Genomic DNA, 19,841 nt, shown 5'->3' on the forward strand with positions numbered 1-19,841 from the left:
ATTTCAATGCCCTGTCGGGGCAAGGATGGGACAATGGCGCCCATGCATCCCAACGCCCTTCTGGACGCCTGCGCGGAACTCGTCAGGCTGACCCTTACTTTTGAACACCCGGCCGATGCCGTGGTGTCCCGTTTCTTTCGCGACCACCGGGGCCTTGGCCAGCGTGAACGCGCCGCCCTGGCCGAGACGGTGTACACCGTGCTGCGCAAGAAACTGCTGTTTGACCACATGTCACCGTCCGGCTCGGGTCCCAAGGAGCGGCGCATGGCCATCCTGGGCTTTGCCCACTGGCAGGACGAGGAGGCGCGGCGTGCCAACCCCCAGGCCGTGCATGGCCAGCGCGACTTTTTGCGCGCGGCCTTGAACGACCGCGAGCAGCAGTGGCTGGCGCAGTGCGATGCCGTGCAGGAAGATGAACTCTTGGAGCGCCACCGCCACAACCTGCCCGAATGGCTGGCACAGCCGCTCAAGGAACAGTTGGGCAGCGAATTTTGGCCTCTGGTGGCATCGCTGGCGCGCAGTGCGCCGCTGGATCTGCGTGTCAACGTTTTGAAGGAAAAACGGGCTGATGTGCAAAAGGAGCTTGCGCAAGCAGCTATCAAAACAGAAGCAACACCCTATTCGCCCTGGGGCTTGCGCGCCAGCGGAAAGCCGCCACTGGCGAAGCTGCCCGCCTTTGTGCGCGGTGCGATCGAGGTGCAGGACGAAGGCTCGCAACTGCTGGCGCTGCTGCTCGACGCCAAGCGCGGTGAGATGGTGGTCGATTTCTGCGCTGGCGCGGGCGGCAAAACCCTGGCCATTGGCGCCACCATGCGCAGCACGGGGCGGCTCTATGCCTTTGATGTGGCGGCCCACCGGCTCGACGCCCTCAAGCCCCGGATGGCGCGCAGCGGCCTGTCCAACGTGCACCCTGCTGCCATTGCGCACGAGCGTGACGACCGGGTCAAGCGCCTGGCGGGCAAGATCGACCGGGTGCTTGTTGACGCCCCTTGCTCTGGCTTGGGCACGTTGCGCCGCAACCCCGACCTGAAGTGGCGCCAGACCCCGCAGGCCCTGGAGGAGCTGGTGGTCAAGCAGGCGGCCATTCTGGACAGCAGCGCACGCCTGTTGAAATCGGGCGGCCGTCTGGTGTACGCCACCTGCAGCGTGCTGCCGCAGGAAAACGAAGCCATTGCCGAAGCCTTTGCGCTCCAGCACCCCGAATTCGTGCCACTCGATGCCGGCGAATTGCTGGCACAACTCAAGGTGCCGGACGCCGCCACGCTGTGCAGCGGCGGTGAAACCGGCAGCCGCTACCTGCGCCTGTGGCCGCACCGCCACCAGACCGATGGTTTCTTTGCTGCGGTGTGGCAACGGAGCTGAGCAGCGTGAGGGGCATCCCAAGTTTTTGATGCCATTTGCTTCCAAGTTGAAAACCCGCTGACGTATCGAACCAGCGGGTTTTTTTGATCCGTTTTTGCTCTGCGCAGACGCAAAAAAACCGCCAGGCTTGCGCCGGGCGGTTTTTGGCAAGGAGCCTGGGCTGAATTACTTCAGCTTCATTTCCTTGTATTCGACGTGCTTGCGTGCCTTGGGATCAAATTTCATGATCAGCATCTTTTCGGGCATCGTCTTCTTGTTCTTGGTCGTGGTGTAGAAATGACCGGTACCCGCAGTGGATTCCAGCTTGATCTTGTCGCGTCCGCCTTTGCTTGCCATGGTGTTTCTCCTTAAGCTTGGCCACGTGCGCGCAGGTCTGCGAGCACAGAATCAATACCGTTCTTGTCGATCAGACGCAGACCAGCGTTGGAGATGCGCAGACGCACCCAGCGGTTTTCGGTTTCGACCCAGAAGCGGCGGTATTGCAGGTTCGGCAGGAACCGGCGCTTGGTTCGGTTGTTGGCGTGGGAAACGTTGTTCCCGACCATGGGCTTCTTGCCCGTTACTTCGCAGACGCGTGCCATGAGGACACTCCGATATATATAACGGCTGCCAGCAAGGGCCTGCGGTTGTTAAAAACCCGGCATGCTTGCAGCCTCACCTCGCCAGAAAGGGTGGCGGTAACCCGATTGCCGGTGGCCCATCAGGGCCCCAGCCGCACACCGCAATGCGCAGCCAGTTTTAGCAAAGCCACGGATTATAGCGCGTTCTCAGGCGGCAGAGCCCTGGTCCAGGTAGCGCTGTGCGTCCAGTGCGGCCATGCAGCCGGTGCCGGCGCTGGTGATGGCCTGGCGGTATACGTGGTCCTGCACGTCGCCCGCGGCAAAGATGCCGGGGACCGAGGTCTGCGTGGCAAAACCCTTGAGGCCGCCGCGCGTGATGATGTAGCCGCCTTCCATGTCGAGCTGGCCTTGGAAAATCTCGGTGTTGGGAGCATGGCCAATGGCGATGAAGCAGCCTTGCAGCGCGATGTCCTGGGTCGTGCCGTCTTTGACATTCTTGATGCGGATACCGGTCACGCCAGAGTTATCGCCCAACACCTCATCCAGAGTGTGGAAGGTTTTGAGTTCGATCTTGCCTGCGGCTACCTTTTCCATCATGTGGTCCACCAGGATCGGCTCGGCCGTGAATTTGTCGCGGCGATGCACCAGCGTGACCTTGCTGGCGATGTTGGACAGGTACAGGGCCTCTTCCACGGCGGTGTTGCCGCCGCCGATGACGCACACCTCCTGGTCCCGATAGAAGAAGCCGTCGCAGGTGGCGCAGCCCGATACGCCTTTGCCCATGAAGGCTTCCTCAGAAGGCAGCCCCAGGTATTTGGCTGAGGCGCCTGTGGCGATGATGAGGGCGTCGCAGGTGTACGTGCCGCTGTCGCCCGTGAGCGTGAACGGGCGCTGGCTGAAATCGACCTTGTTGATGTGGTCGAAGATGATCTGCGTTTTGAAGCGCTCGGCGTGTTCCAGGAAGCGCTGCATCAGCGCCGGGCCCTGCACGCCATGCACGTCGGCGGGCCAGTTGTCCACCTCGGTGGTGGTGGTGAGCTGTCCGCCCTGGGCCATGCCGGTGATCAGCACCGGGTTCAGATTGGCGCGGGCCGCGTAGATGGCTGCGGTATAGCCCGCAGGGCCGGAACCGAGAATGAGAACTTTGGCGTGTTGGGGGGTGGACATGGTAAAAGCTCGGGTTTGTGCGCCCAAGGCGCATGAAAAAAGAAGGGTATCAGCCCATTTGGGGGATGAAACCCCAAGTATCAACCAAGTGTTGCTGATCGCACCCAAATCTTGTTTCTGTCACGGAGATTGAAAAAACCAATGGCCGTGCGTGCCGTCGGTTTATTGCAAGGAGATGTTGCTATGGCGATGTTGTCGAACCTGGATCTGCTGCGCCGTGTTCCCCTGTTTTCCCGTTTGACGGTGGCACAGGCCGAAGCCATTGGCAGCGCGGTGGTCAAGCGTCGCTTCAAGCGCGGTGAAGCCCTGGTGGAACAGGGCCAGAAGTCCGATGCGCTGTACCTGCTGCTGACAGGGCGCGCCCGCGTCACGGCCGCCGACAGCCGCGGGCGCGAGGTGATTTTGGCCACCTTGGGCCAGGGCGACTACCTGGGCGAGATGAGCATCATCGACAACGAACCCCATAGCGCCACCGTGCGGGCCGAGGTGCAGACGGACGTGCTGCAGTTGGAGCGTGCAGAATTCACCCGCTGCCTGAGCGAGAACACCGCGATGTCTCTGGTCGTGATGCGCGGACTGGTCAAGCGCCTGCGCCAGGCCGACCGCAAGATAGAGTCACTGGCCTTGCTGGATGTGTATGGCCGTGTGGCGCATGCCTTGCTGGAAGAGGCGGAGACCGACGCGAACGGGCAGCAGATGATCATGGGCAAGGTGTCGCGACAGGATCTGGCGAAAACCATCGGTGCCTCGCGGGAAATGGTCAGCCGTGTGATGAAAGACCTGGAAACGCGGGGCTTCATCGAAACCCTGCCGTCGGGCGCAATGATTCTGAAAAATCGCTTGTCCACGCTGAGTTGACGCTCGCCCAGGCGCCCTGCGCAGGCAGGGAGCCATGGGGTAAGCTTCGCCCGCACGCTTATGACCTATTCCCTGAACACACTGAACGCATCCTCGGGCGACAAGTCCGCCCCACGCACTGCAGGTGCCCGTTTTGGCCATGAAATGGGGCTGGTCGTGGGCCTGCTGGCCCTGGTTTTCTGGCTGCTGGCCTTGCTGAGTTATTCGCCCATGGACCCGGCGTGGTCCACCTCCGGCGTGGGCGGGGCCGTACTGGTGCGTAACTGGGTAGGCCGCCTGGGGGCCTGGCTGGCCGATGGCAGTTATTTTGTTCTGGGGTTTTCCGTCTGGTGGTGCGTGGCGGCCGGCGTGCGTGCCTGGCTGTCTTCGCTGGCGCACTGGATGCGCGGGGGCGAGGTGCCGCACGCTACCGCAGTCAGCCACCCGCTGGTCTGGCGCAGTCTTTTCTGGGGCGGCCTGGTGTTGCTGCTGTGTGCCAGCACGGCGCTGGAGTGGTCGCGGTTGTACCGTTTCGAAGCCGCCCTGCCAGGCCATGCCGGTGGCGTGCTGGGGTATCTGGTGGGGCCGGCCAGCATGCGCTGGCTGGGCTTCACCGGCTCGGGCTTGGCCTGCATCGTGCTGGCGGTGTTGGGCGCAGCGCTGGTATTTCGTTTCTCATGGGGGCATGTGGCTGAAGGATTGGGCTCCCGCATCGATGCGTTGGTGCAGTTGGGCCGCACCAAGCGCGAGGTGGCCAAGGATTTGGCCGAAGGCAAGCGCGCTGCGCGCGAGCGCGCGGAAGTGGTGTTTGAAGAGCGCGCCGAAACCGAGGTGCACCACCCGCACCCTGTCCAGATCATCGAGCCTGTTCTGGTCGAAGTTCCCCAGAGCACGCGCGTCGTGAAAGAGCGCCAGAAACCCCTGTTCACCGATATGCCCGACAGCCGTCTGCCTTTGGTGGAGTTGCTCGACGGCGCCCAGCAGCGCCAGGAAACGGTGTCGCCCGAAACGCTGGAGATGACCAGCCGTTTGATCGAGAAGAAACTCAAGGACTTTGGCGTGGAGGTGCGCGTGGTGGCCGCCATGCCGGGCCCGGTGATCACGCGCTACGAGATCGAACCGGCCACCGGCGTGAAGGGCTCGCAGGTGGTGGGCCTGGCCAAGGATCTGGCGCGCTCCTTGAGCCTGGTGTCGATCCGCGTGGTGGAGACGATTCCCGGCAAGAACTATATGGCGCTGGAGTTGCCCAATGCCAAGCGCCAGACCATCAAGCTCTCGGAAATTCTGGGCTCGCAGGTTTACCACGAGGCCAAGTCCATGTTGACCATGGGTCTGGGCAAGGACATCGTGGGCAACCCGGTGGTGGCCGATCTGGCCAAGATGCCGCACGTGCTGGTGGCCGGTACCACGGGCTCGGGCAAGTCGGTGGGTATCAACGCCATGATCCTCTCGCTGCTCTACAAGGCCGAGGCCAAGGACGTGCGCCTCTTGATGATCGACCCCAAGATGCTGGAAATGTCGGTCTACGAGGGCATTCCGCACCTGCTGGCGCCTGTGGTGACCGACATGAAGCAGGCCGCGCACGGCCTGAACTGGTGCGTGGGCGAGATGGAGCGGCGCTACAAGCTGATGAGCAAGCTGGGCGTACGCAATCTGGCCGGCTACAACGTGAAGATTGACGAAGCCGCAGCACGTGAAGAGTTCATCAGCAACCCCTTCAGCCTGACCCCCGAGGCGCCCGAGCCGCTGCAGCGCCTGCCGCATGTGGTCGTCGTTATCGACGAACTGGCCGATCTGATGATGGTGGTCGGCAAGAAGATTGAAGAGCTGATCGCCCGTTTGGCGCAAAAGGCGCGCGCCGCTGGTATCCACTTGATTTTGGCCACGCAGCGCCCCAGTGTGGACGTGATCACGGGCTTGATCAAGGCCAACATTCCTACCCGCATTGCTTTCTCCGTAGGCTCCAAGATCGACAGCCGCACCATCCTCGACCAGATGGGCGCCGAGGCCTTGCTGGGCATGGGCGACATGCTCTACATGGCCAGCGGCACCGGCCTGCCGATCCGCGTGCACGGCGCCTTCGTGTCAGACGAAGAAGTGCACCGTGTCGTCAATTACCTCAAGCAACAGGGGGAGCCGGACTACATAGAGGGTGTGCTTGAAGGCGGAACCATGGACGGCGACGGTGATCTCAATGGTGAAGGCGGGAGTGATGGCGGCGAAAAAGACCCCATGTATGACCAGGCGGTCGAAGTGGTGCTCAAGGATCGCAAGGCCAGCATCTCGTACGTGCAGCGCAAGCTGCGTATTGGCTACAACCGCTCGGCGCGCCTGCTCGAAGACATGGAAAAAGCCGGTTTGGTCAGCGCGCTGACCACCAGCGGCCAGCGCGAGGTGCTGGTGCCAGCACGAGAGTGAGGGCCATCCCCCTGCGCCGCTGGGGTGGGCCACGGCCATTGCGTGCGCTGCGGGTTGAGTACGGTGCGTTGAAGGAACTGCCATGAAGAAAACAATCATTACTTTTTTGATAGCTGCTAGCGCCCAGTGGGCAAGCGCTGATGGCCTAAAAAGCCTTGAGTCCTTCATGCAGGGCACGCAGGCCGCACGGGCCGACTTTTCCCAGGTGGTGACCACCCCGGGCAAGGATGGGCAGGCCGCACGCCAGAAAACCTCCAGTGGATATTTTGAGTTCCAGCGCCCGGGGCGGTTTCGTTTTGAGTACAAAAAACCGTTCGAGCAAACCATCGTGGCCGATGGCCAGACGCTGTGGTTCTACGACGTGGACCTGAACCAGGTGACCCAGCGGCCCCAGGCGCAGGCGCTGGGCAGCACGCCGGCAGCTTTGCTGGCTTCAGCCCCTGATCTGCGGGCCTTGCGTGCTGACTTTGCGCTCGAATCCGCGCCTGAACACGATGGCCTGCAGTGGGTGCAGGCCACGCCCAAGGCCCGGGATGGGCAGTTGCAGAGCGTGCGCGTGGGGTTGCGTGGCGATCAACTGGAGGTGCTGGAGATTCTCGATAGCTTTGGTCAGCGCTCGGTCATCCGCTTTGCCCGGCTGCAGGCCAATCCTTCGCTGTCTGCTGCCACCTTCCAGTTCAAACCACCGGCAGGGGTGGACGTGCTCAAGCAATAGCCGGGCGCCTGTTCAGGCCAGCCCCAGCAATGCCAGGCCGATGGTCGCTGGTATTGCCTGAATGAACAAAATCTTGCGGCTGGCCGTGGCTGCGCCAAAAACACCGGCCGCCAGCACGCACAGCAGAAAGAAGACTTTGACCTGCAGGCCGGCGTCGCCCAGCCACAGACCCCAGAACAGCCCTGCAGCCAGGAAGCCGTTGTACAGCCCCTGGTTGGCTCCGAGCACCCGCGTGGCTGTGGCCAGATCCTGTTTCATGCCAAAGGCGCGCAGGCCGACGGGCTTGTCCCATAAAAACATCTCCAAAACCAGAATGTAGACGTGGAGCAACGCAATCAATGCAACGACGGTGTTGGCGGCAAGCAGCATGGCGGGGTATGGGGTGCAGGGATGGGTCCGTCAGCATAGCTGGAATGGGTAGAACGCGCAGGGAGGCCCGTTGTCAGGCCAGCGCGCGGGCCACCCGTTCGCGCAGAACGGGCAACAGTTCGTCCTCAAACCACGGGTTGTGCCGCAGCCAGCCGTTGTTGCGCGGGCTGGGGTGGGGCAGCGCCAGCAGCACAGGGCTGCGGCTGCGCCATTGCCGCACTGTTTCGGTCAGCGTGCCGCGCTGCAGGGGTAGATGCCAAGCCAGCGCGTACTGGCCCAGAACCAGGGTGAGCCGCACATCAGGCAGGTGGTCGAGCAAGGGCTTGCGCCAGGCTGGGGCGCATTCGGGGCGCGGGGGAAGGTCGCCCGAGCGGCCCGTGCCGGGAAAGCAAAACCCCATGGGCAAAATAGCCACCTGGTGGGGGTCGTAAAACGTGGCGCTTGTGATGCCCATCCAGGCGCGCAGGCGCTCGCCGCTGGCGTCGTCAAACGGAATGCCCGAGGCATGCACCTTGCGCCCCGGCGCCTGGCTGGCGATGAGGATGCGTGCACCGGTGGCCGCCTGCAGCACCGGGCGGGGGCCCAGCGGCAGGTGCGCCGCGCAGAGTTGGCAGGCGCGTACACGCACCAACAAGGCGTCGAGGGATTCTGCGGCGGGCATTCAGGCGATGCAGGCGTTTTCGCCGCAGGGGTGGGAACTGCTGATTGGCGCCATATGAGCGGCCATGGAATACCTCCGTGGGTGTTTATTGTGGTCCTATTGCCCGCTACCATCCATGGCAACCGTGAAACACCCTGCCGCACCCCACCAACCCCTGGCCGAGCGCCTGCGCCCGCGCCAGCTCTCTGAAGTCATTGGCCAGCAGCATGTGCTGGGGCCGGGTATGCCACTGCGTCTCGCGTTTGAGTCGGGTCGGCCGCACAGTTGCATTTTTTGGGGGCCGCCTGGCGTGGGCAAGACCACCATTGCGCGCCTCATGGCCGATGCCTTTGATGCGCAGTTCATCAGCATCAGCGCCGTGCTGGGTGGGGTGAAGGATATCCGCGAGGCCGTGCAACTGGCCGAAACCGCGCGTGATGGGCTGGTGCAGCAGCGCACCCTGGTGTTTGTGGACGAGGTGCACCGCTTCAACAAGAGCCAGCAGGATGCCTTTTTGCCGCATGTGGAGAGCGGGCTGTTTACTTTTATCGGCGCCACGACCGAGAACCCGTCGTTCGAGGTCAACTCGGCGCTGCTCTCGCGCGCAGCGGTGTACGTGCTGCAACCGCTCTCTACCGAGGATTTGAAGCAAATTGTGGCTCTAGCGCAGGCGCAGCAAGCGCTGCCAGCTATCGAAAATGATGCGATTGAGCGCCTGGTGGCCTATGCCGATGGCGATGCCAGGCGCCTGCTCAACACCCTGGAAACCTTGGGCATGGCGGCCCAGCAGGAGCAACTGGCGGAGATCACCGATGCCTGGGTGCTCAAGGTGCTGGGCGAGCGCATGCGACGCTATGACAAGGGCGGCGAGCAGTTCTACGACACGATCAGCGCGCTGCACAAGTCGGTGCGCGGTTCTGACCCTGATGCGGCGCTGTACTGGCTGGTACGCATGCTCGATGGTGGAGCCGATCCACGCTACATGGCGCGCCGCTTGGTGCGCATGGCCTCTGAAGATGTGGGCCTGGCCGACCCGCGCGCGCTGCGCCTGGCGCTCGATTGCGCCGAGGTGTACGAGCGCCTGGGCAGCCCCGAGGGTGAACTGGCGTTGGCCGAATGCGTGGTTTATCTTGCAGTCGCACCTAAATCCAATGCGGTCTACAAGGCCTACAACGCGGCGCGTGCTTTTGTAAAGCAAGACGGTACGCGCCCTGTGCCTCTGCACCTGCGCAACGCGCCGACCAAGCTCATGAAAGAGCTGGACTACGGCAAAGGCTACCGGTATGCGCATGATGAACCCGGTGGGTTTGCTGCGGGCGAAAGTTATTGGCCCGAAGGCATGCAAAACCCCGGCTTTTACCTGCCCGTGCCGCGCGGCCTGGAAATCCGTATCGGTGAAAAGTTGCAGGAACTGCGCGCGCGCAACAGGGCAGCGCCGCCTGATTGATAAGTCCGCACATCAATAAGACTGTCTCCATAATCAATTCTTATGCACCGGGAACCTGCCTGATGGGGCAAAAACCCAAGGGAAAACCCCCCCGAACGTGCAATGGTGAACGGTATGCAAGTGGCTACAATTCCGTCCTCAAACCCGCATGGCTGCTTTACCGGCGGGTTTTTTGCTAGATGGCAGGCGGGCTCAAAAGGCTGTACCGATCCAGGTGCCTCCAGTGTGGACCCGTCACAAACGAAGGACTTTTCTTATGGAAATCTTGCTGCAGCAGATCATCAACGGTCTGGTTCTCGGCAGCATGTACGCCTTGATAGCCTTGGGCTATACGATGGTGTACGGCATTATTCAACTGATCAATTTCGCACATGGCGAAGTGCTCATGATCGGTGCATTGACCAGTTGGAGCTGCATCGGAATGATGCAGGCAGCCATGCCTAGTGCGCCGGGCTGGGTCATTCTGCTGTTGGCGACCCTCATCGCCTGTGTGGTGGCGGCAACGCTCAATTTTGTGATTGAGAAGGTGGCTTACCGGCCGCTGCGCAACAGTCCTCGCCTGGCGCCCCTGATCACGGCCATCGGTATGTCGATACTGCTGCAGACGCTGGCCATGATCATCTGGAAGCCCAACTACAAGCCCTATCCCACGCTGCTGCCGAGTTCGCCCTTCGAGATTGGTGGCGCTTACATCACGCCCACGCAGATCCTGATTCTGGGTGTGACGGCCGTGTCCCTGGCCCTGCTGATGTACCTGGTGAACCACACCAACCTGGGCCGCGCCATGCGTGCCACGGCAGAGAACCCGCGTGTGGCCTCGCTCATGGGCGTCAAGCCCGATATGGTTATTTCGGCCACCTTCATCATTGGCGCCATCCTGGCGGCCATTGCCGGCATCATGTATGCGTCCAACTACGGCACGGCGCAGCACACCATGGGCTTCCTGCCGGGTCTCAAGGCATTTACCGCAGCCGTGTTTGGCGGCATTGGCAACCTGGCAGGCGCTGTGGTGGGAGGCATCCTGCTCGGGCTGATCGAGGCGATCGGTTCGGGCTATATCGGCACGCTGACAGGCGGATTGCTGGGCAGCCACTACACCGACATCTTTGCATTCATCGTGCTCATCATCATCCTCACGCTGCGCCCCTCGGGCCTGCTGGGTGAACGAGTGGCCGACCGTGCCTGAGGACCGATTGCCATGACAAACAAAAAAACCATCAACTGGGTCTTGGGCGGCATTGCCCTGCTGGTCCTCCCGCTCATTCTTCAGTCCTTCGGCAACGCCTGGGTGCGTATTGCCGACCTGGCCCTGTTGTATGTGCTGTTGGCCCTGGGCCTCAATATTGTGGTGGGCTACGCTGGCCTGCTCGACCTGGGCTACGTGGCCTTCTATGCGGTGGGCGCCTATATGTTCGCCCTGCTGGCGTCGCCCCACCTGGCAGAAAATTTTGCGTATGTTGCTGCAATGTTTCCCGATGGGCTGCATATCTCGCTGTGGCTGGTGATACCGCTGGCGCTGATCATCGCGGCGTGCACCGGGGTGCTGCTGGGTATTCCTGTGCTCAAGTTGCGCGGCGACTACCTGGCCATCGTGACGCTGGGTTTCGGTGAAATCATCCGCATCTTCCTGAACAACCTCGACCACCCCGTTAACCTGACCAACGGTCCCAAGGGCATTGGGCAGATCGATTCGGTCAAGCTGTTTGGTATCAATTTCGGCAAAACACTCGAAGTATTCGGTTATGACCTCAACTCGGTCACGCTGTACTACTACCTGTTCCTGGCTCTGGTGCTGATCACCATTGTGATTTGCTACCGCCTGCAGGATTCGCGCATTGGCCGCGCCTGGATGGCCATCCGTGAAGACGAAATTGCCGCCAAGGCCATGGGTATCAATACGCGCAACATGAAGCTGCTTGCCTTTGGTATGGGCGCCTCGTTCGGTGGCGTCTCGGGTGCCATGTTCGGCGCCTTCCAGGGCTTTGTGTCTCCTGAGTCGTTCAGCCTGATGGAGTCTGTGATGATTGTCTCCATGGTGGTGCTCGGTGGTATCGGCCACATTCCTGGCGTGATTCTGGGTGCCGTGCTGCTGTCTGCGCTGCCTGAGGTGCTGCGCTATGTGGCCGGCCCGCTGCAGGCCATGACCGATGGACGTCTGGACGCAGCTATCCTGCGCCAGTTGCTCATCGCCCTGGCCATGATCATCGTCATGCTGCTGCGCCCCCGTGGCCTGTGGCCCGCGCCTGACCACGGCAAGAGCCTGACGCAGAAGACCTGAACACACCGCAGAAAGACAGAACATGGCAGAGAAATCCAAAGATGTGGTGCTGAAGGTTGCAGGCATTTCCAAACGCTTCGGCGGCTTGCAGGCCCTCTCCGATGTGGGCATCACCATTGAACGCGGTCAGGTCTATGGCCTGATCGGGCCCAACGGCGCTGGCAAGACCACGTTTTTCAACGTGATCACCGGCCTCTACACCCCCGATAGCGGCACTTTTGAACTGGCCGGCAAGCCCTACGAACCCACGGCTGTGCACGAGGTGGCCAAGGCCGGCATTGCACGCACCTTCCAGAATATTCGACTGTTCGCTGAAATGACGGCGCTGGAGAATGTGATGGTAGGAAGGCACATCCGCACCAAGTCCGGCCTGCTGGGCGCCATACTGCGCACCAAGGGCTTTAAGGCGGAGGAAGCCGCCATTGCCAAGCGTGCGCAAGAGTTGCTCGATTACGTGGGCATTGGCGGTTTTGCCGACTACAAGGCGCGCACCCTGAGCTACGGTGACCAGCGTCGCCTGGAAATCGCCCGTGCCCTGGCCACCGACCCGCAACTCATTGCTCTGGACGAGCCGGCTGCCGGCATGAACGCCACCGAAAAGGTGATGCTGCGCGAATTGATCGACCGTATTCGCAACGACAACCGCACCATCTTGCTCATCGAGCACGACGTGAAGCTGGTGATGGGCCTGTGCGACCGCGTCACGGTGCTCGACTACGGCAAACAGATCGCCGAGGGCACGCCGGCGACGGTGCAGAAGAACGAAAAAGTGATTGAGGCCTATTTGGGCACCGGAGGACATTGAGCATGGCCGAAAAATCGAATGTATTGCTGAAGGTCAAGGGGCTGAAGGTGTCCTATGGCGGCATCCAGGCCGTCAAGGGCGTGGATTTTGAGGTACGCGAAGGCGAACTGGTATCCCTCATCGGCTCCAACGGTGCCGGCAAGACCACCACCATGAAGGCCATTACAGGCACGCAGCCCATGGGCGATGGCAGCATCGAGTACCTGGGCGAGAGCATCAAGGGCAAGGGCGCCTGGGATCTGGTGAAAAAAGGCCTGGTGATGGTGCCCGAGGGCCGTGGCGTGTTCGCCCGCATGACCATCACCGAAAACCTGCAGATGGGCGCCTACATCCGCAAGGACAAGGCGGGCATCCTGGCCGACATCGAGAAGATGTTCACCATCTTCCCGCGCCTGCGCGAGCGCAAGGACCAGCTCGCGGGCACCATGTCGGGCGGCGAACAGCAGATGCTGGCCATGGGCCGTGCGCTGATGAGCCAGCCCAAGCTGCTGCTGCTGGACGAGCCCTCCATGGGCCTCTCGCCCATCATGGTGGACAAGATCTTCGAGGTGGTGCGCGATGTCTACGCCCTGGGCGTGACCATTCTCCTTGTCGAGCAAAACGCCAGCCGGGCCTTGGCCATTGCCGACCGTGGCTACGTGATGGAGTCTGGCATCATCACGATGACCGGCCCCGGCCAGGAACTGCTGAGCGACCCGAAGGTGCGTGCTGCCTACCTGGGCGAATAAGCACTGCAATGCCTGCGGAGGTCTCCGCAGGGCCCCAAAGACACCGGCCTCACAAGGCGGTGTCTTTTTTGCACTGGGCCGTCTGGTTTTTTGATGAATACGTAGTGAGGTAGCGATGCGATGAATACCCTGCTATCCCTGTCCGTGCCCGTACAAACGGTGCTGTTGCTGGTCGCCAGTAATGTCTTCATGACCTTTGCATGGTACGGGCACCTGAAAAATCTGGCGACATCGCCCTGGTACGTGGCGGCACTGGCCAGTTGGGGGATTGCGCTGTTTGAGTATCTTTTGCAGGTCCCGGCGAACCGCATTGGTTTTACGCAGTTTGATGTGGGGCAGCTCAAGATCATTCAGGAAGTCATCACGCTGTCCGTCTTCGTGCCTTTTGCCGTTTTCTACCTGGGACAACCGCTCAAGTGGGACTACCTTTGGGCGGGGTTGTGCATGGTCGGCGCGGTGTATTTCATTTTCAGGGGCGCCTGATACCGGCAAGCTTTCAACGTCAGCCTTGTGGCGGGTACCGCTGAAAACGTGCGGTTAAACTTCCGCTATCTACGAAACGGTCACAGTTTCGTTACATCTTTATCCATTTTCGATTCCACCCCCGGGAGCCCCTATGCTGTTTGGCAAGCTTTTGCCGCGCGAAGGCAATTTTTTCGAGATGTTCAACCAGCATGCGGACCGCATCGTTGAAGCTGCACATGCTTTTTCGCAACTGGTGGCCAACTACAACGATCCCCATCTGCGCGAGAAGTATGCCCAGGACGTGGACAACGCCGAACGTTCTGCAGACCGCGTGACGCACGACATCAACAAGGCGGTGCACAAGACCTTCATCACGCCGATCGACCGGGAGCAAATCCATTCGCTCATCAACACCATGGACGATGTGGCCGACCTGATCCAGGATTCGGCCGAGACCATGAGTCTGTACGACATCCGCCACATGACGGACGAGATCTCGCGGCTGACGGATCTGAGCGTCAAGTGCTGCGAGCGTGTACGCGATGCCGTCAAGCTGCTCAACAAGCTGGCCGACCCGGCCACGGCGGAGGCCGCCCTCAAGACCTGCGAAGAGATCGACAGGCTTGAAAGCGATGCCGACCGGGTGCTGCGCAGTGCCATGAGCAAGTTGTTCCGTGAAGAGCCGGATGTGCGGGAGCTGATCAAGCTCAAGGCGATCTACGAGCTGCTGGAAACCATCACAGACAAGTGTGAGGATGTGGCCAATCTGATCGAGGGCATCGTCCTCGAGAACTCCTGACCTGTCCGGAAGCGATCCTTCCATGGAAACCGTACAAATCGGCCTGTGGGTCGTGGTGATGCTGGTAGTGCTGGCGGTCCTGTTCGACTTCATGAACGGGTTTCATGATGCTGCCAACTCGATTGCCACGGTGGTCTCCACCGGCGTGCTGCGCCCCGGGCAGGCAGTGGTGTTTGCCGCCTTCTTCAATTTCGTCGCCATTTTCATTTTTCACCTCAGCGTGGCTGCCACCATTGGCAAGGGCATCGTGCAGCCCAGTGTGGTGGACACCCACGTCGTGTTTGGTGCGCTGGTCGGCGCCATCTGCTGGAACCTGATCACCTGGTACTACGGCATCCCCAGCAGCTCGTCGCACGCGCTGATTGGTGGCATCGTGGGGGCCGTGATCGCCAAGGCAGGAGCGGGTGCTCTGGTGTCCGCGGGTATTTTGAAAACGGTGGCTTTCATCTTTATCTCGCCGTTGCTGGGTTTCCTGCTGGGCTCGCTCATGATGGTGGCTGTCGCGTGGATTTTTCGCCGGGCACGCCCCAGTGGGGTTGATAAGTGGTTCCGGCGCTTGCAGCTGATATCAGCCGGGGCGTACAGCCTGGGGCATGGCGGGAATGACGCGCAAAAGACCATCGGTATCATCTGGCTGCTGCTGATTGCCACGGGTTACGCTTCGGCCTCCGACGCGTCACCGCCGCTGTGGAGCATCGTGATCTGCTATGCAGCGATTGGCCTGGGCACGATGTTTGGCGGCTGGCGCATCGTCAAGACCATGGGCCAGAAAATCACCAAGCTCAAACCTGTCGGCGGTTTTTGCGCAGAGACGGGTGGCGCCATGACCTTGTTTCTGGCCACCATGCTGGGCATTCCGGTATCCACCACACACACCATTACCGGGGCCATCGTCGGCGTGGGTTCTACGCAGCGCGCTAGTGCTGTGCGCTGGGGTGTGGCAGGCAATATTGTCTGGGCCTGGATTTTGACGATTCCGGCCAGCGCGTTCGTGGCCGCTATCGCCTACTGGATCAGTCTGCAGATGTTCTGATTTTTATGCTATCGAATAAATAGCTGCTGACGCTTGTTATACAAGCCTCAGCAGCTATTTTGCTTATTACTGGGAGATCTTGCGCGCTTCCTCGATCTGGTATTCAAAGTAGCGCTGAAAGCTGAAGGCCAGGCTGGCCATGAGCACGGCGGTGCCAATCATCAGGGACACCACGATGGCGCCAATGGTGAGCCAGTGGGTTTGGCCCGGCGCGGCGTCGGCGGGTGCCGTGGGGTTAAAGCGCGCGTTCCATCGCTCCGGGGTGGTCAATCCATACAGAATCGCGCGCAGCGCACACCCGGCGATGGTAAAACCCAGCAACGGGATAAGTACCCAACTCCAGTGATCGTCCAGCCCCATTTGCTGCACGCGCTCAATGCCATACAGCCCCAGCGCCGTGGGAATCGGCAGCATCCAGCCCAGCAAATCGCCCATGCCGTACAGGTAGAAGCGGTGCAGGCCCAGTGGCCCGCCAAAAAAGGTGAGCCAAGCAGCGATGGTCTTGTTTTTCATCCCTGCATTATTCGGGGGAAGTGGCGTTGCCGGAGCCCAGGGGTCTTTGCATGAGCACGATGTCGCGCCAAGCGCCATGTTTCCAGCCCACGGCGCGCATCACCCCCACCTCGGAAAAACCCAATGCACGGTGCAGGGCGATGGAGCCTTCATTGGCGGAATCGCCGATGACCGCCATGAGCTGGCGTACGCCGGCCGCCTCGGCATGGGCTGCCAGTGCGGTGAGCAGGGCGCGGCCCATGCCCATGCCCCGTGCGCTGTCGGCCACATAGACCGAGTCTTCGGCTGAAAAACGGTAGGCGGGCCGGGGTTTGAACCAGTTGGCGTAGGCAAAGCCCAGAACCTGCCCGTCCTGCTCGGCTACCAGCCAGGGCAGGCCGCGGGCCAGTACCTCGGCACGGCGGGCCGCCATGTCGGCGGCGCTGGGCGGATCGATCTCGAAAGTGCCCGTACCATGCAATACATGGTGGGCGTAGATGGCGGTGATGGCAGCGAGATCGCCGTCATGGCTGGGTCGAATCAGTGGCATAAATTCAAGAACCGTTTCTCAGGAGCAAACAAAGATATAATCGGCGGCTTTGCAGCGTGTCGCTGACCGGGTGGTCATGTCGCGTGTCTCAAACGTTGCGAATTTCTGTGGCCTGTGCGCTGTGCGCCGGCCCACCACCCGAAGGATAAATCATGGTCGTCATTCGACTCTCTCGCGGCGGCTCCAAGGGCCGTCCTTTCTTCAACATCGTCGTTGCTGACAAGCGCGTACGCCGTGATGGCCGCTTTATCGAGCGCCTGGGTTTCTACAACCCCACGGCCAAGGAAACCGAAGAAGGCCTGCGCATTGCGCAAGACCGTCTGGCCTACTGGGTGGGCGTGGGTGCACAGTCGTCCCCTACGGTGGATCGTCTGATCAAGCAAGCGGCCAAGAAGGCTGCCTGAGGCTCTTGTAGCTTCCACAAGGGCGGGTTGCGTCGGTCCATGGCTGGCGGAACCCGCCTTTTTTCATTTCTTCGCAGGCCTATGCCATGACTCTCGCACTGAATCTGGAGCCCGCCGAGCTGCCCCTGGATGCCGTCGAGGTCGGGCGAATCGCCGATGCCTGGGGTGTCAAGGGCTGGTTCAAGGTGCTGTCGCACAACACTGATCCGCAAGCCTTGCTGGCGGCCCGTAGCTGGTTTTTGCAGCCCAGCGAGCGGGGCGCTCGCACGTTCAGCGGAACGGCCCGGCTGGCCATCCGGCAGTCGCGCACGCATTCTGATTCCGTCGTGGCCTGGGCGCAGGGCGTGGACGACCGCAATACCGCTGAACTGTTGCGCGGCGCACGCATTTTTGTGCCCCGTGCAGATTTTCCCCAGACCCAGAGCGATGAGTATTACTGGGTCGATCTGATCGGCCTGGATGTGGTCAACCGTGAAGGTGTTGCCCTGGGGCAGGTGCGTGAGCTGCTGTCTACCGGCCCCCAGACAGTGCTGGTGATCGTCTATGAACAGGACGGCAAGCCGCAAGAGCGCATGGTACCGTTCGTGTCGGCCTATGTCGACAAGGTCGAACTGCCGGAGCGCCGCATCACGGTGGACTGGCAACCCGACTACTAAGCCGCCAGGCCTGCGCAGCATGCGCTTTGACGTCATTACCCTTTTCCCCGAGCTGTTTGGCCCGTTCCTGGCCAGCGGCGTGACGCGCCGCGCGTATGGCACGGGCCTGGTCGATGTGCGGCTGTGGAACCCGCGTGATTACGCGCAGGGCAACTACCGCCGCGTGGACGACCGCCCGTTCGGTGGCGGCCCGGGCATGGTGATGATGGCGCCGCCCTTGTTGCGCTGTCTGGACGCCGTGCGTGCAGACCGCCGGGACGCAGCGGGCCACGAGGCGCCCGTGGTTCTTTTTTCTCCGATGGGCAAGTCTCTGAACCATGGTGCCGTAGAGCGCTGGTCGGCCAGCCAGGGCGCTGTGCTGCTGTGCGGCCGCTATGAGGGTATTGACCAGCGATTCATCGATAGCCATGTCGACGTACAGATCAGCCTGGGCGACTTTGTGCTCTCGGGCGGCGAAATTGCTGCGCTGGCTTTGCTCGATGCGGTGGCGCGGCTGCAGCCGGGGGTGCTGCACGACGAAGGCAGCCACCAGTTCGACAGTTTCAATCCAGCGCTCGATGGCCTGCTGGACTGCCCGCATTACACCCGCCCTGAAGAATGGGAAGGGCAGGCGGTGCCTGCCGAACTGATGTCGGGCCACCACGCGAACATCGAACGCTGGCGCCGTGCGCAGCGCCTTGCCATGACGCTGCGCCACCGCCCGGAACTGATTGATGCAGCGCGGGCGGCGGGGCGGCTGAGCCGACTGGACGAGCAGGTTCTGGACGGTCTGCGCTGAGAAGCTATAATCAAAGGCTTTTCGATCCTCTGCCCGGCCGCTTCGCACACTTGATGCGGGGCCCAAACGTCAATCCCGACGCTGCCAATCTTGGCGCGGACATGATCGCGAGATGTAAACATGAACCTGATCCAGACCCTCGAGGCGGAAGAAATTGCCCGCCTCGGCAAGACCATCCCTGAATTTGCACCCGGCGACACGGTCATCGTGAGCGTGAACGTGGTCGAAGGCACCCGCAAGCGCCTGCAGGCCTACGAAGGTGTCGTGATCGCCAAGCGCAATCGCGGTATCAACAGTGGCTTCACCGTGCGCAAGATCTCCAGCGGCGAAGGTGTTGAGCGTACGTTCCAGACCTACAGCCCGCTGATCGCCAAGATCGAAGTCAAGCGCCGTGGTGATGTGCGCCGTGCCAAGTTGTACTATCTGCGCCAGCGCAGCGGCAAGTCGGCGCGTATCAAAGAAAAGCTGCCCCAGCGCGTCAACAAGACGGCGGCTGTTGCTGCTGCGGCGACCGCAGCGTAAAGCATTGCTTGACTGAACGGCCCGAGCCGCTGCAGCTTCTGTCTGTAGCGGCTTTTTGCTTTTCTGCATTTCCCCCATGGCTTTTTCTCCCCCCTCTGAACCGCCGGTGCACCGGTTGCCCGACTTCGACCCGCGTGCCATACCGGTGCTGGGGGTGGACGCACACCTGCCGGCAGTGCCTGCGGCGCAGCAAACGGCGCAGGCACTGCGGGAGCGTTTTCGGGCGCCGCCCGTCTGGGCGCCCGAGATTGCCTCGGAGAAACGCTTCAGCGAGCGGGCACCGGCCCGCGCCTCGGTACTGTTGCCCATCGTGCAGCGCGACCAGCCTATGGTGCTGCTGACCGAACGCACCTTGCACTTGTCTACGCACTCGGGCCAGGTGGCGTTTCCAGGCGGGCGGGCCGATCCCGGGGACAGCAGTCCCGCCGATACCGCCTTGCGCGAGGCGCAGGAAGAAGTAGGCCTTGAGCGGCGCTTTGTCGAAGTGCTGGGTTCGTTGCCCACGTACCAGACGGGTTCCTCTTTCATCATCACGCCCGTGGTCGCTCTGGTGCGGCCCGATTGCGTGCTGCACCCCAACCCGTATGAAGTAGCCGCGATTTTCGAGGTGCCCCTGGCTTTTTTACTCGACCCGGCGCACCACCAGCGCCACGCGGTGGAGTGGGAGGGCGTGCGCCGCGAGTGGTTCTCCATGCCCTACGACGACGGTGTGCGCAGCCATTTCATCTGGGGTGCCACGGCGGGCATGCTGCGCAATTTTTACCGTTTCATGCAGGCATGAAGGCGCTGGGGTCTGTGTGGGGGCTCTGTGCAGGC

At 61.7% G+C, this 19,841-nt stretch carries 24 protein-coding genes; 17 read left to right on the top strand and 7 right to left on the bottom strand.

Annotated features, from left to right (window positions below):
- Positions 1 to 42 precede the first annotated feature (42 nt).
- Positions 43 to 1,362, top strand: a complete 1,320-nt coding sequence (locus C8D04_RS00775; RefSeq protein WP_116005929.1) for an RsmB/NOP family class I SAM-dependent RNA methyltransferase — start codon at positions 43 to 45, stop codon at positions 1,360 to 1,362.
- Positions 1,363 to 1,527: 165 nt separating this feature from the next.
- Here the strand turns inward: C8D04_RS00775 and rpmG are convergent, their stop codons facing one another.
- From rpmG to trxB, 3 genes are all read right to left on the bottom strand, one after another.
- On the bottom strand, positions 1,528 to 1,698 hold the full coding sequence (gene rpmG / locus C8D04_RS00780; protein WP_008904999.1) for a 50S ribosomal protein L33: 171 nt from the start codon (positions 1,696 to 1,698) through the stop codon (positions 1,528 to 1,530).
- An 11-nt stretch (positions 1,699 to 1,709) separates the two neighbouring features.
- A complete protein-coding gene (gene rpmB / locus C8D04_RS00785) occupies positions 1,710 to 1,943 on the bottom strand; it encodes a 50S ribosomal protein L28 (RefSeq protein ID WP_116003161.1) in 234 nt (77 codons plus the stop codon).
- A 186-nt stretch (positions 1,944 to 2,129) separates the two neighbouring features.
- Positions 2,130 to 3,089, bottom strand: a complete 960-nt coding sequence (gene trxB / locus C8D04_RS00790; RefSeq protein WP_116003162.1) for a thioredoxin-disulfide reductase — start codon at positions 3,087 to 3,089, stop codon at positions 2,130 to 2,132.
- 183 nt (positions 3,090 to 3,272) lie between these two features.
- Between trxB and C8D04_RS00795 the strand changes: the two genes are divergently transcribed.
- The 3 genes from C8D04_RS00795 to lolA all read left to right on the top strand — a co-directional run bounded on the left by C8D04_RS00795 (position 3,273) and on the right by lolA (position 7,059).
- On the top strand, positions 3,273 to 3,947 hold the full coding sequence (locus C8D04_RS00795; RefSeq protein ID WP_116005930.1) for a Crp/Fnr family transcriptional regulator: 675 nt from the start codon (positions 3,273 to 3,275) through the stop codon (positions 3,945 to 3,947).
- A 60-nt stretch (positions 3,948 to 4,007) separates the two neighbouring features.
- Complete coding sequence (locus tag C8D04_RS19085; RefSeq protein ID WP_116003163.1) at positions 4,008 to 6,344, top strand: DNA translocase FtsK; 2,337 nt, start codon at positions 4,008 to 4,010, stop codon at positions 6,342 to 6,344.
- Between the two features lie 82 nt (positions 6,345 to 6,426).
- Positions 6,427 to 7,059, top strand: a complete 633-nt coding sequence (gene lolA / locus C8D04_RS00805) for an outer membrane lipoprotein chaperone LolA (protein WP_116003164.1) — start codon at positions 6,427 to 6,429, stop codon at positions 7,057 to 7,059.
- A gap of 12 nt (positions 7,060 to 7,071) precedes the next feature.
- Here lolA and C8D04_RS00810 read toward each other — a convergent pair whose 3' ends face one another.
- Positions 7,072 to 7,428 (bottom strand): DUF1304 domain-containing protein, encoded by a 357-nt coding sequence (locus C8D04_RS00810; protein WP_116003165.1) that lies wholly within the window; start codon positions 7,426 to 7,428, stop codon positions 7,072 to 7,074.
- A gap of 73 nt (positions 7,429 to 7,501) precedes the next feature.
- On the bottom strand, positions 7,502 to 8,089 hold the full coding sequence (locus tag C8D04_RS00815) for a uracil-DNA glycosylase family protein (protein WP_116003166.1): 588 nt from the start codon (positions 8,087 to 8,089) through the stop codon (positions 7,502 to 7,504).
- A gap of 115 nt (positions 8,090 to 8,204) precedes the next feature.
- Here C8D04_RS00815 and C8D04_RS00820 point away from each other — a divergent pair, with 115 nt between their 5' ends.
- The 8 genes from C8D04_RS00820 to C8D04_RS00855 all read left to right on the top strand — a co-directional run bounded on the left by C8D04_RS00820 (position 8,205) and on the right by C8D04_RS00855 (position 15,623).
- Positions 8,205 to 9,515, top strand: coding sequence for a replication-associated recombination protein A (locus C8D04_RS00820; protein WP_116003167.1), 1,311 nt, complete (start codon positions 8,205 to 8,207; stop codon positions 9,513 to 9,515).
- A gap of 256 nt (positions 9,516 to 9,771) precedes the next feature.
- Entirely contained in the window at positions 9,772 to 10,701 is a 930-nt protein-coding gene (locus C8D04_RS00825) for a branched-chain amino acid ABC transporter permease (protein ID WP_116003168.1), read from the top strand.
- A gap of 12 nt (positions 10,702 to 10,713) precedes the next feature.
- Complete coding sequence (locus C8D04_RS00830; RefSeq protein ID WP_116003169.1) at positions 10,714 to 11,793, top strand: ABC transporter ATP-binding protein; 1,080 nt, start codon at positions 10,714 to 10,716, stop codon at positions 11,791 to 11,793.
- A 22-nt stretch (positions 11,794 to 11,815) separates the two neighbouring features.
- Positions 11,816 to 12,598 (top strand): ABC transporter ATP-binding protein, encoded by a 783-nt coding sequence (locus tag C8D04_RS00835; RefSeq protein ID WP_116003170.1) that lies wholly within the window; start codon positions 11,816 to 11,818, stop codon positions 12,596 to 12,598.
- 2 nt (positions 12,599 to 12,600) lie between these two features.
- On the top strand, positions 12,601 to 13,326 hold the full coding sequence (locus tag C8D04_RS00840) for an ABC transporter ATP-binding protein (protein ID WP_116003171.1): 726 nt from the start codon (positions 12,601 to 12,603) through the stop codon (positions 13,324 to 13,326).
- 120 nt (positions 13,327 to 13,446) lie between these two features.
- Positions 13,447 to 13,809 (top strand): DMT family protein, encoded by a 363-nt coding sequence (locus C8D04_RS00845; RefSeq protein WP_116003172.1) that lies wholly within the window; start codon positions 13,447 to 13,449, stop codon positions 13,807 to 13,809.
- A gap of 133 nt (positions 13,810 to 13,942) precedes the next feature.
- Complete coding sequence (locus tag C8D04_RS00850) at positions 13,943 to 14,590, top strand: DUF47 domain-containing protein (protein WP_116003173.1); 648 nt, start codon at positions 13,943 to 13,945, stop codon at positions 14,588 to 14,590.
- A 22-nt stretch (positions 14,591 to 14,612) separates the two neighbouring features.
- A complete protein-coding gene (locus C8D04_RS00855; RefSeq protein ID WP_116003174.1) occupies positions 14,613 to 15,623 on the top strand; it encodes an inorganic phosphate transporter in 1,011 nt (336 codons plus the stop codon).
- A 66-nt stretch (positions 15,624 to 15,689) separates the two neighbouring features.
- Here C8D04_RS00855 and C8D04_RS00860 read toward each other — a convergent pair whose 3' ends face one another.
- Together C8D04_RS00860 and C8D04_RS00865 are read right to left on the bottom strand one after the other, a co-directional pair.
- Positions 15,690 to 16,136 carry a TM2 domain-containing protein gene (locus C8D04_RS00860; RefSeq protein WP_116003175.1) on the bottom strand — a complete coding sequence of 149 codons (447 nt, stop codon included), beginning with the start codon at positions 16,134 to 16,136 and terminating at the stop codon, positions 15,690 to 15,692.
- A 7-nt stretch (positions 16,137 to 16,143) separates the two neighbouring features.
- Entirely contained in the window at positions 16,144 to 16,665 is a 522-nt protein-coding gene (locus tag C8D04_RS00865; RefSeq protein WP_116003176.1) for a GNAT family N-acetyltransferase, read from the bottom strand.
- A 152-nt stretch (positions 16,666 to 16,817) separates the two neighbouring features.
- Here C8D04_RS00865 and rpsP point away from each other — a divergent pair, with 152 nt between their 5' ends.
- The 5 genes from rpsP to C8D04_RS00890 all read left to right on the top strand — a co-directional run bounded on the left by rpsP (position 16,818) and on the right by C8D04_RS00890 (position 19,806).
- Positions 16,818 to 17,069: a 30S ribosomal protein S16 gene (rpsP, locus tag C8D04_RS00870; protein ID WP_116003177.1), complete on the top strand. Its 252-nt coding sequence runs from the start codon at positions 16,818 to 16,820 to the stop codon at positions 17,067 to 17,069.
- An 86-nt stretch (positions 17,070 to 17,155) separates the two neighbouring features.
- Entirely contained in the window at positions 17,156 to 17,725 is a 570-nt protein-coding gene (rimM, locus tag C8D04_RS00875) for a ribosome maturation factor RimM (RefSeq protein ID WP_116003178.1), read from the top strand.
- A gap of 19 nt (positions 17,726 to 17,744) precedes the next feature.
- Positions 17,745 to 18,503 (top strand): tRNA (guanosine(37)-N1)-methyltransferase TrmD, encoded by a 759-nt coding sequence (trmD, locus tag C8D04_RS00880; RefSeq protein WP_116003179.1) that lies wholly within the window; start codon positions 17,745 to 17,747, stop codon positions 18,501 to 18,503.
- A 120-nt stretch (positions 18,504 to 18,623) separates the two neighbouring features.
- Positions 18,624 to 19,025 (top strand): 50S ribosomal protein L19, encoded by a 402-nt coding sequence (gene rplS, locus C8D04_RS00885; RefSeq protein ID WP_116003180.1) that lies wholly within the window; start codon positions 18,624 to 18,626, stop codon positions 19,023 to 19,025.
- A 76-nt stretch (positions 19,026 to 19,101) separates the two neighbouring features.
- A complete protein-coding gene (locus C8D04_RS00890; protein ID WP_116003181.1) occupies positions 19,102 to 19,806 on the top strand; it encodes a CoA pyrophosphatase in 705 nt (234 codons plus the stop codon).
- Positions 19,807 to 19,841: the final 35 nt, after the last annotated feature.

Origin of the sequence: Simplicispira sp. 125, from assembly GCF_003096555.1 — a bacterium.
GTDB lineage: Bacteria > Pseudomonadota > Gammaproteobacteria > Burkholderiales > Burkholderiaceae_C > Simplicispira.

Excerpts from the sequence above, each read along its gene's own strand:
- C8D04_RS00775 (WP_116005929.1), top strand. The coding sequence starts at position 43 with ATGCATCCCAACGCCCTTCTGGACGCCTGCGCGGAACTCGTCAGGCTG.
- rpmG (WP_008904999.1), bottom strand. The coding sequence starts at position 1,698 with ATGGCAAGCAAAGGCGGACGCGACAAGATCAAGCTGGAATCCACTGCG.
- rpmB (WP_116003161.1), bottom strand. The coding sequence starts at position 1,943 with ATGGCACGCGTCTGCGAAGTAACGGGCAAGAAGCCCATGGTCGGGAAC.
- trxB (WP_116003162.1), bottom strand. The coding sequence starts at position 3,089 with ATGTCCACCCCCCAACACGCCAAAGTTCTCATTCTCGGTTCCGGCCCT.
- C8D04_RS00795 (WP_116005930.1), top strand. The coding sequence starts at position 3,273 with ATGGCGATGTTGTCGAACCTGGATCTGCTGCGCCGTGTTCCCCTGTTT.
- C8D04_RS19085 (WP_116003163.1), top strand. The coding sequence starts at position 4,008 with ATGACCTATTCCCTGAACACACTGAACGCATCCTCGGGCGACAAGTCC.
- lolA (WP_116003164.1), top strand. The coding sequence starts at position 6,427 with ATGAAGAAAACAATCATTACTTTTTTGATAGCTGCTAGCGCCCAGTGG.
- C8D04_RS00810 (WP_116003165.1), bottom strand. The coding sequence starts at position 7,428 with ATGCTGCTTGCCGCCAACACCGTCGTTGCATTGATTGCGTTGCTCCAC.
- C8D04_RS00815 (WP_116003166.1), bottom strand. The coding sequence starts at position 8,089 with ATGCCCGCCGCAGAATCCCTCGACGCCTTGTTGGTGCGTGTACGCGCC.
- C8D04_RS00820 (WP_116003167.1), top strand. The coding sequence starts at position 8,205 with ATGGCAACCGTGAAACACCCTGCCGCACCCCACCAACCCCTGGCCGAG.
- C8D04_RS00825 (WP_116003168.1), top strand. The coding sequence starts at position 9,772 with ATGGAAATCTTGCTGCAGCAGATCATCAACGGTCTGGTTCTCGGCAGC.
- C8D04_RS00830 (WP_116003169.1), top strand. The coding sequence starts at position 10,714 with ATGACAAACAAAAAAACCATCAACTGGGTCTTGGGCGGCATTGCCCTG.
- C8D04_RS00835 (WP_116003170.1), top strand. The coding sequence starts at position 11,816 with ATGGCAGAGAAATCCAAAGATGTGGTGCTGAAGGTTGCAGGCATTTCC.
- C8D04_RS00840 (WP_116003171.1), top strand. The coding sequence starts at position 12,601 with ATGGCCGAAAAATCGAATGTATTGCTGAAGGTCAAGGGGCTGAAGGTG.
- C8D04_RS00845 (WP_116003172.1), top strand. The coding sequence starts at position 13,447 with ATGAATACCCTGCTATCCCTGTCCGTGCCCGTACAAACGGTGCTGTTG.
- C8D04_RS00850 (WP_116003173.1), top strand. The coding sequence starts at position 13,943 with ATGCTGTTTGGCAAGCTTTTGCCGCGCGAAGGCAATTTTTTCGAGATG.
- C8D04_RS00855 (WP_116003174.1), top strand. The coding sequence starts at position 14,613 with ATGGAAACCGTACAAATCGGCCTGTGGGTCGTGGTGATGCTGGTAGTG.
- C8D04_RS00860 (WP_116003175.1), bottom strand. The coding sequence starts at position 16,136 with ATGAAAAACAAGACCATCGCTGCTTGGCTCACCTTTTTTGGCGGGCCA.
- C8D04_RS00865 (WP_116003176.1), bottom strand. The coding sequence starts at position 16,665 with ATGCCACTGATTCGACCCAGCCATGACGGCGATCTCGCTGCCATCACC.
- rpsP (WP_116003177.1), top strand. The coding sequence starts at position 16,818 with ATGGTCGTCATTCGACTCTCTCGCGGCGGCTCCAAGGGCCGTCCTTTC.
- rimM (WP_116003178.1), top strand. The coding sequence starts at position 17,156 with ATGACTCTCGCACTGAATCTGGAGCCCGCCGAGCTGCCCCTGGATGCC.
- trmD (WP_116003179.1), top strand. The coding sequence starts at position 17,745 with ATGCGCTTTGACGTCATTACCCTTTTCCCCGAGCTGTTTGGCCCGTTC.
- rplS (WP_116003180.1), top strand. The coding sequence starts at position 18,624 with ATGAACCTGATCCAGACCCTCGAGGCGGAAGAAATTGCCCGCCTCGGC.
- C8D04_RS00890 (WP_116003181.1), top strand. The coding sequence starts at position 19,102 with ATGGCTTTTTCTCCCCCCTCTGAACCGCCGGTGCACCGGTTGCCCGAC.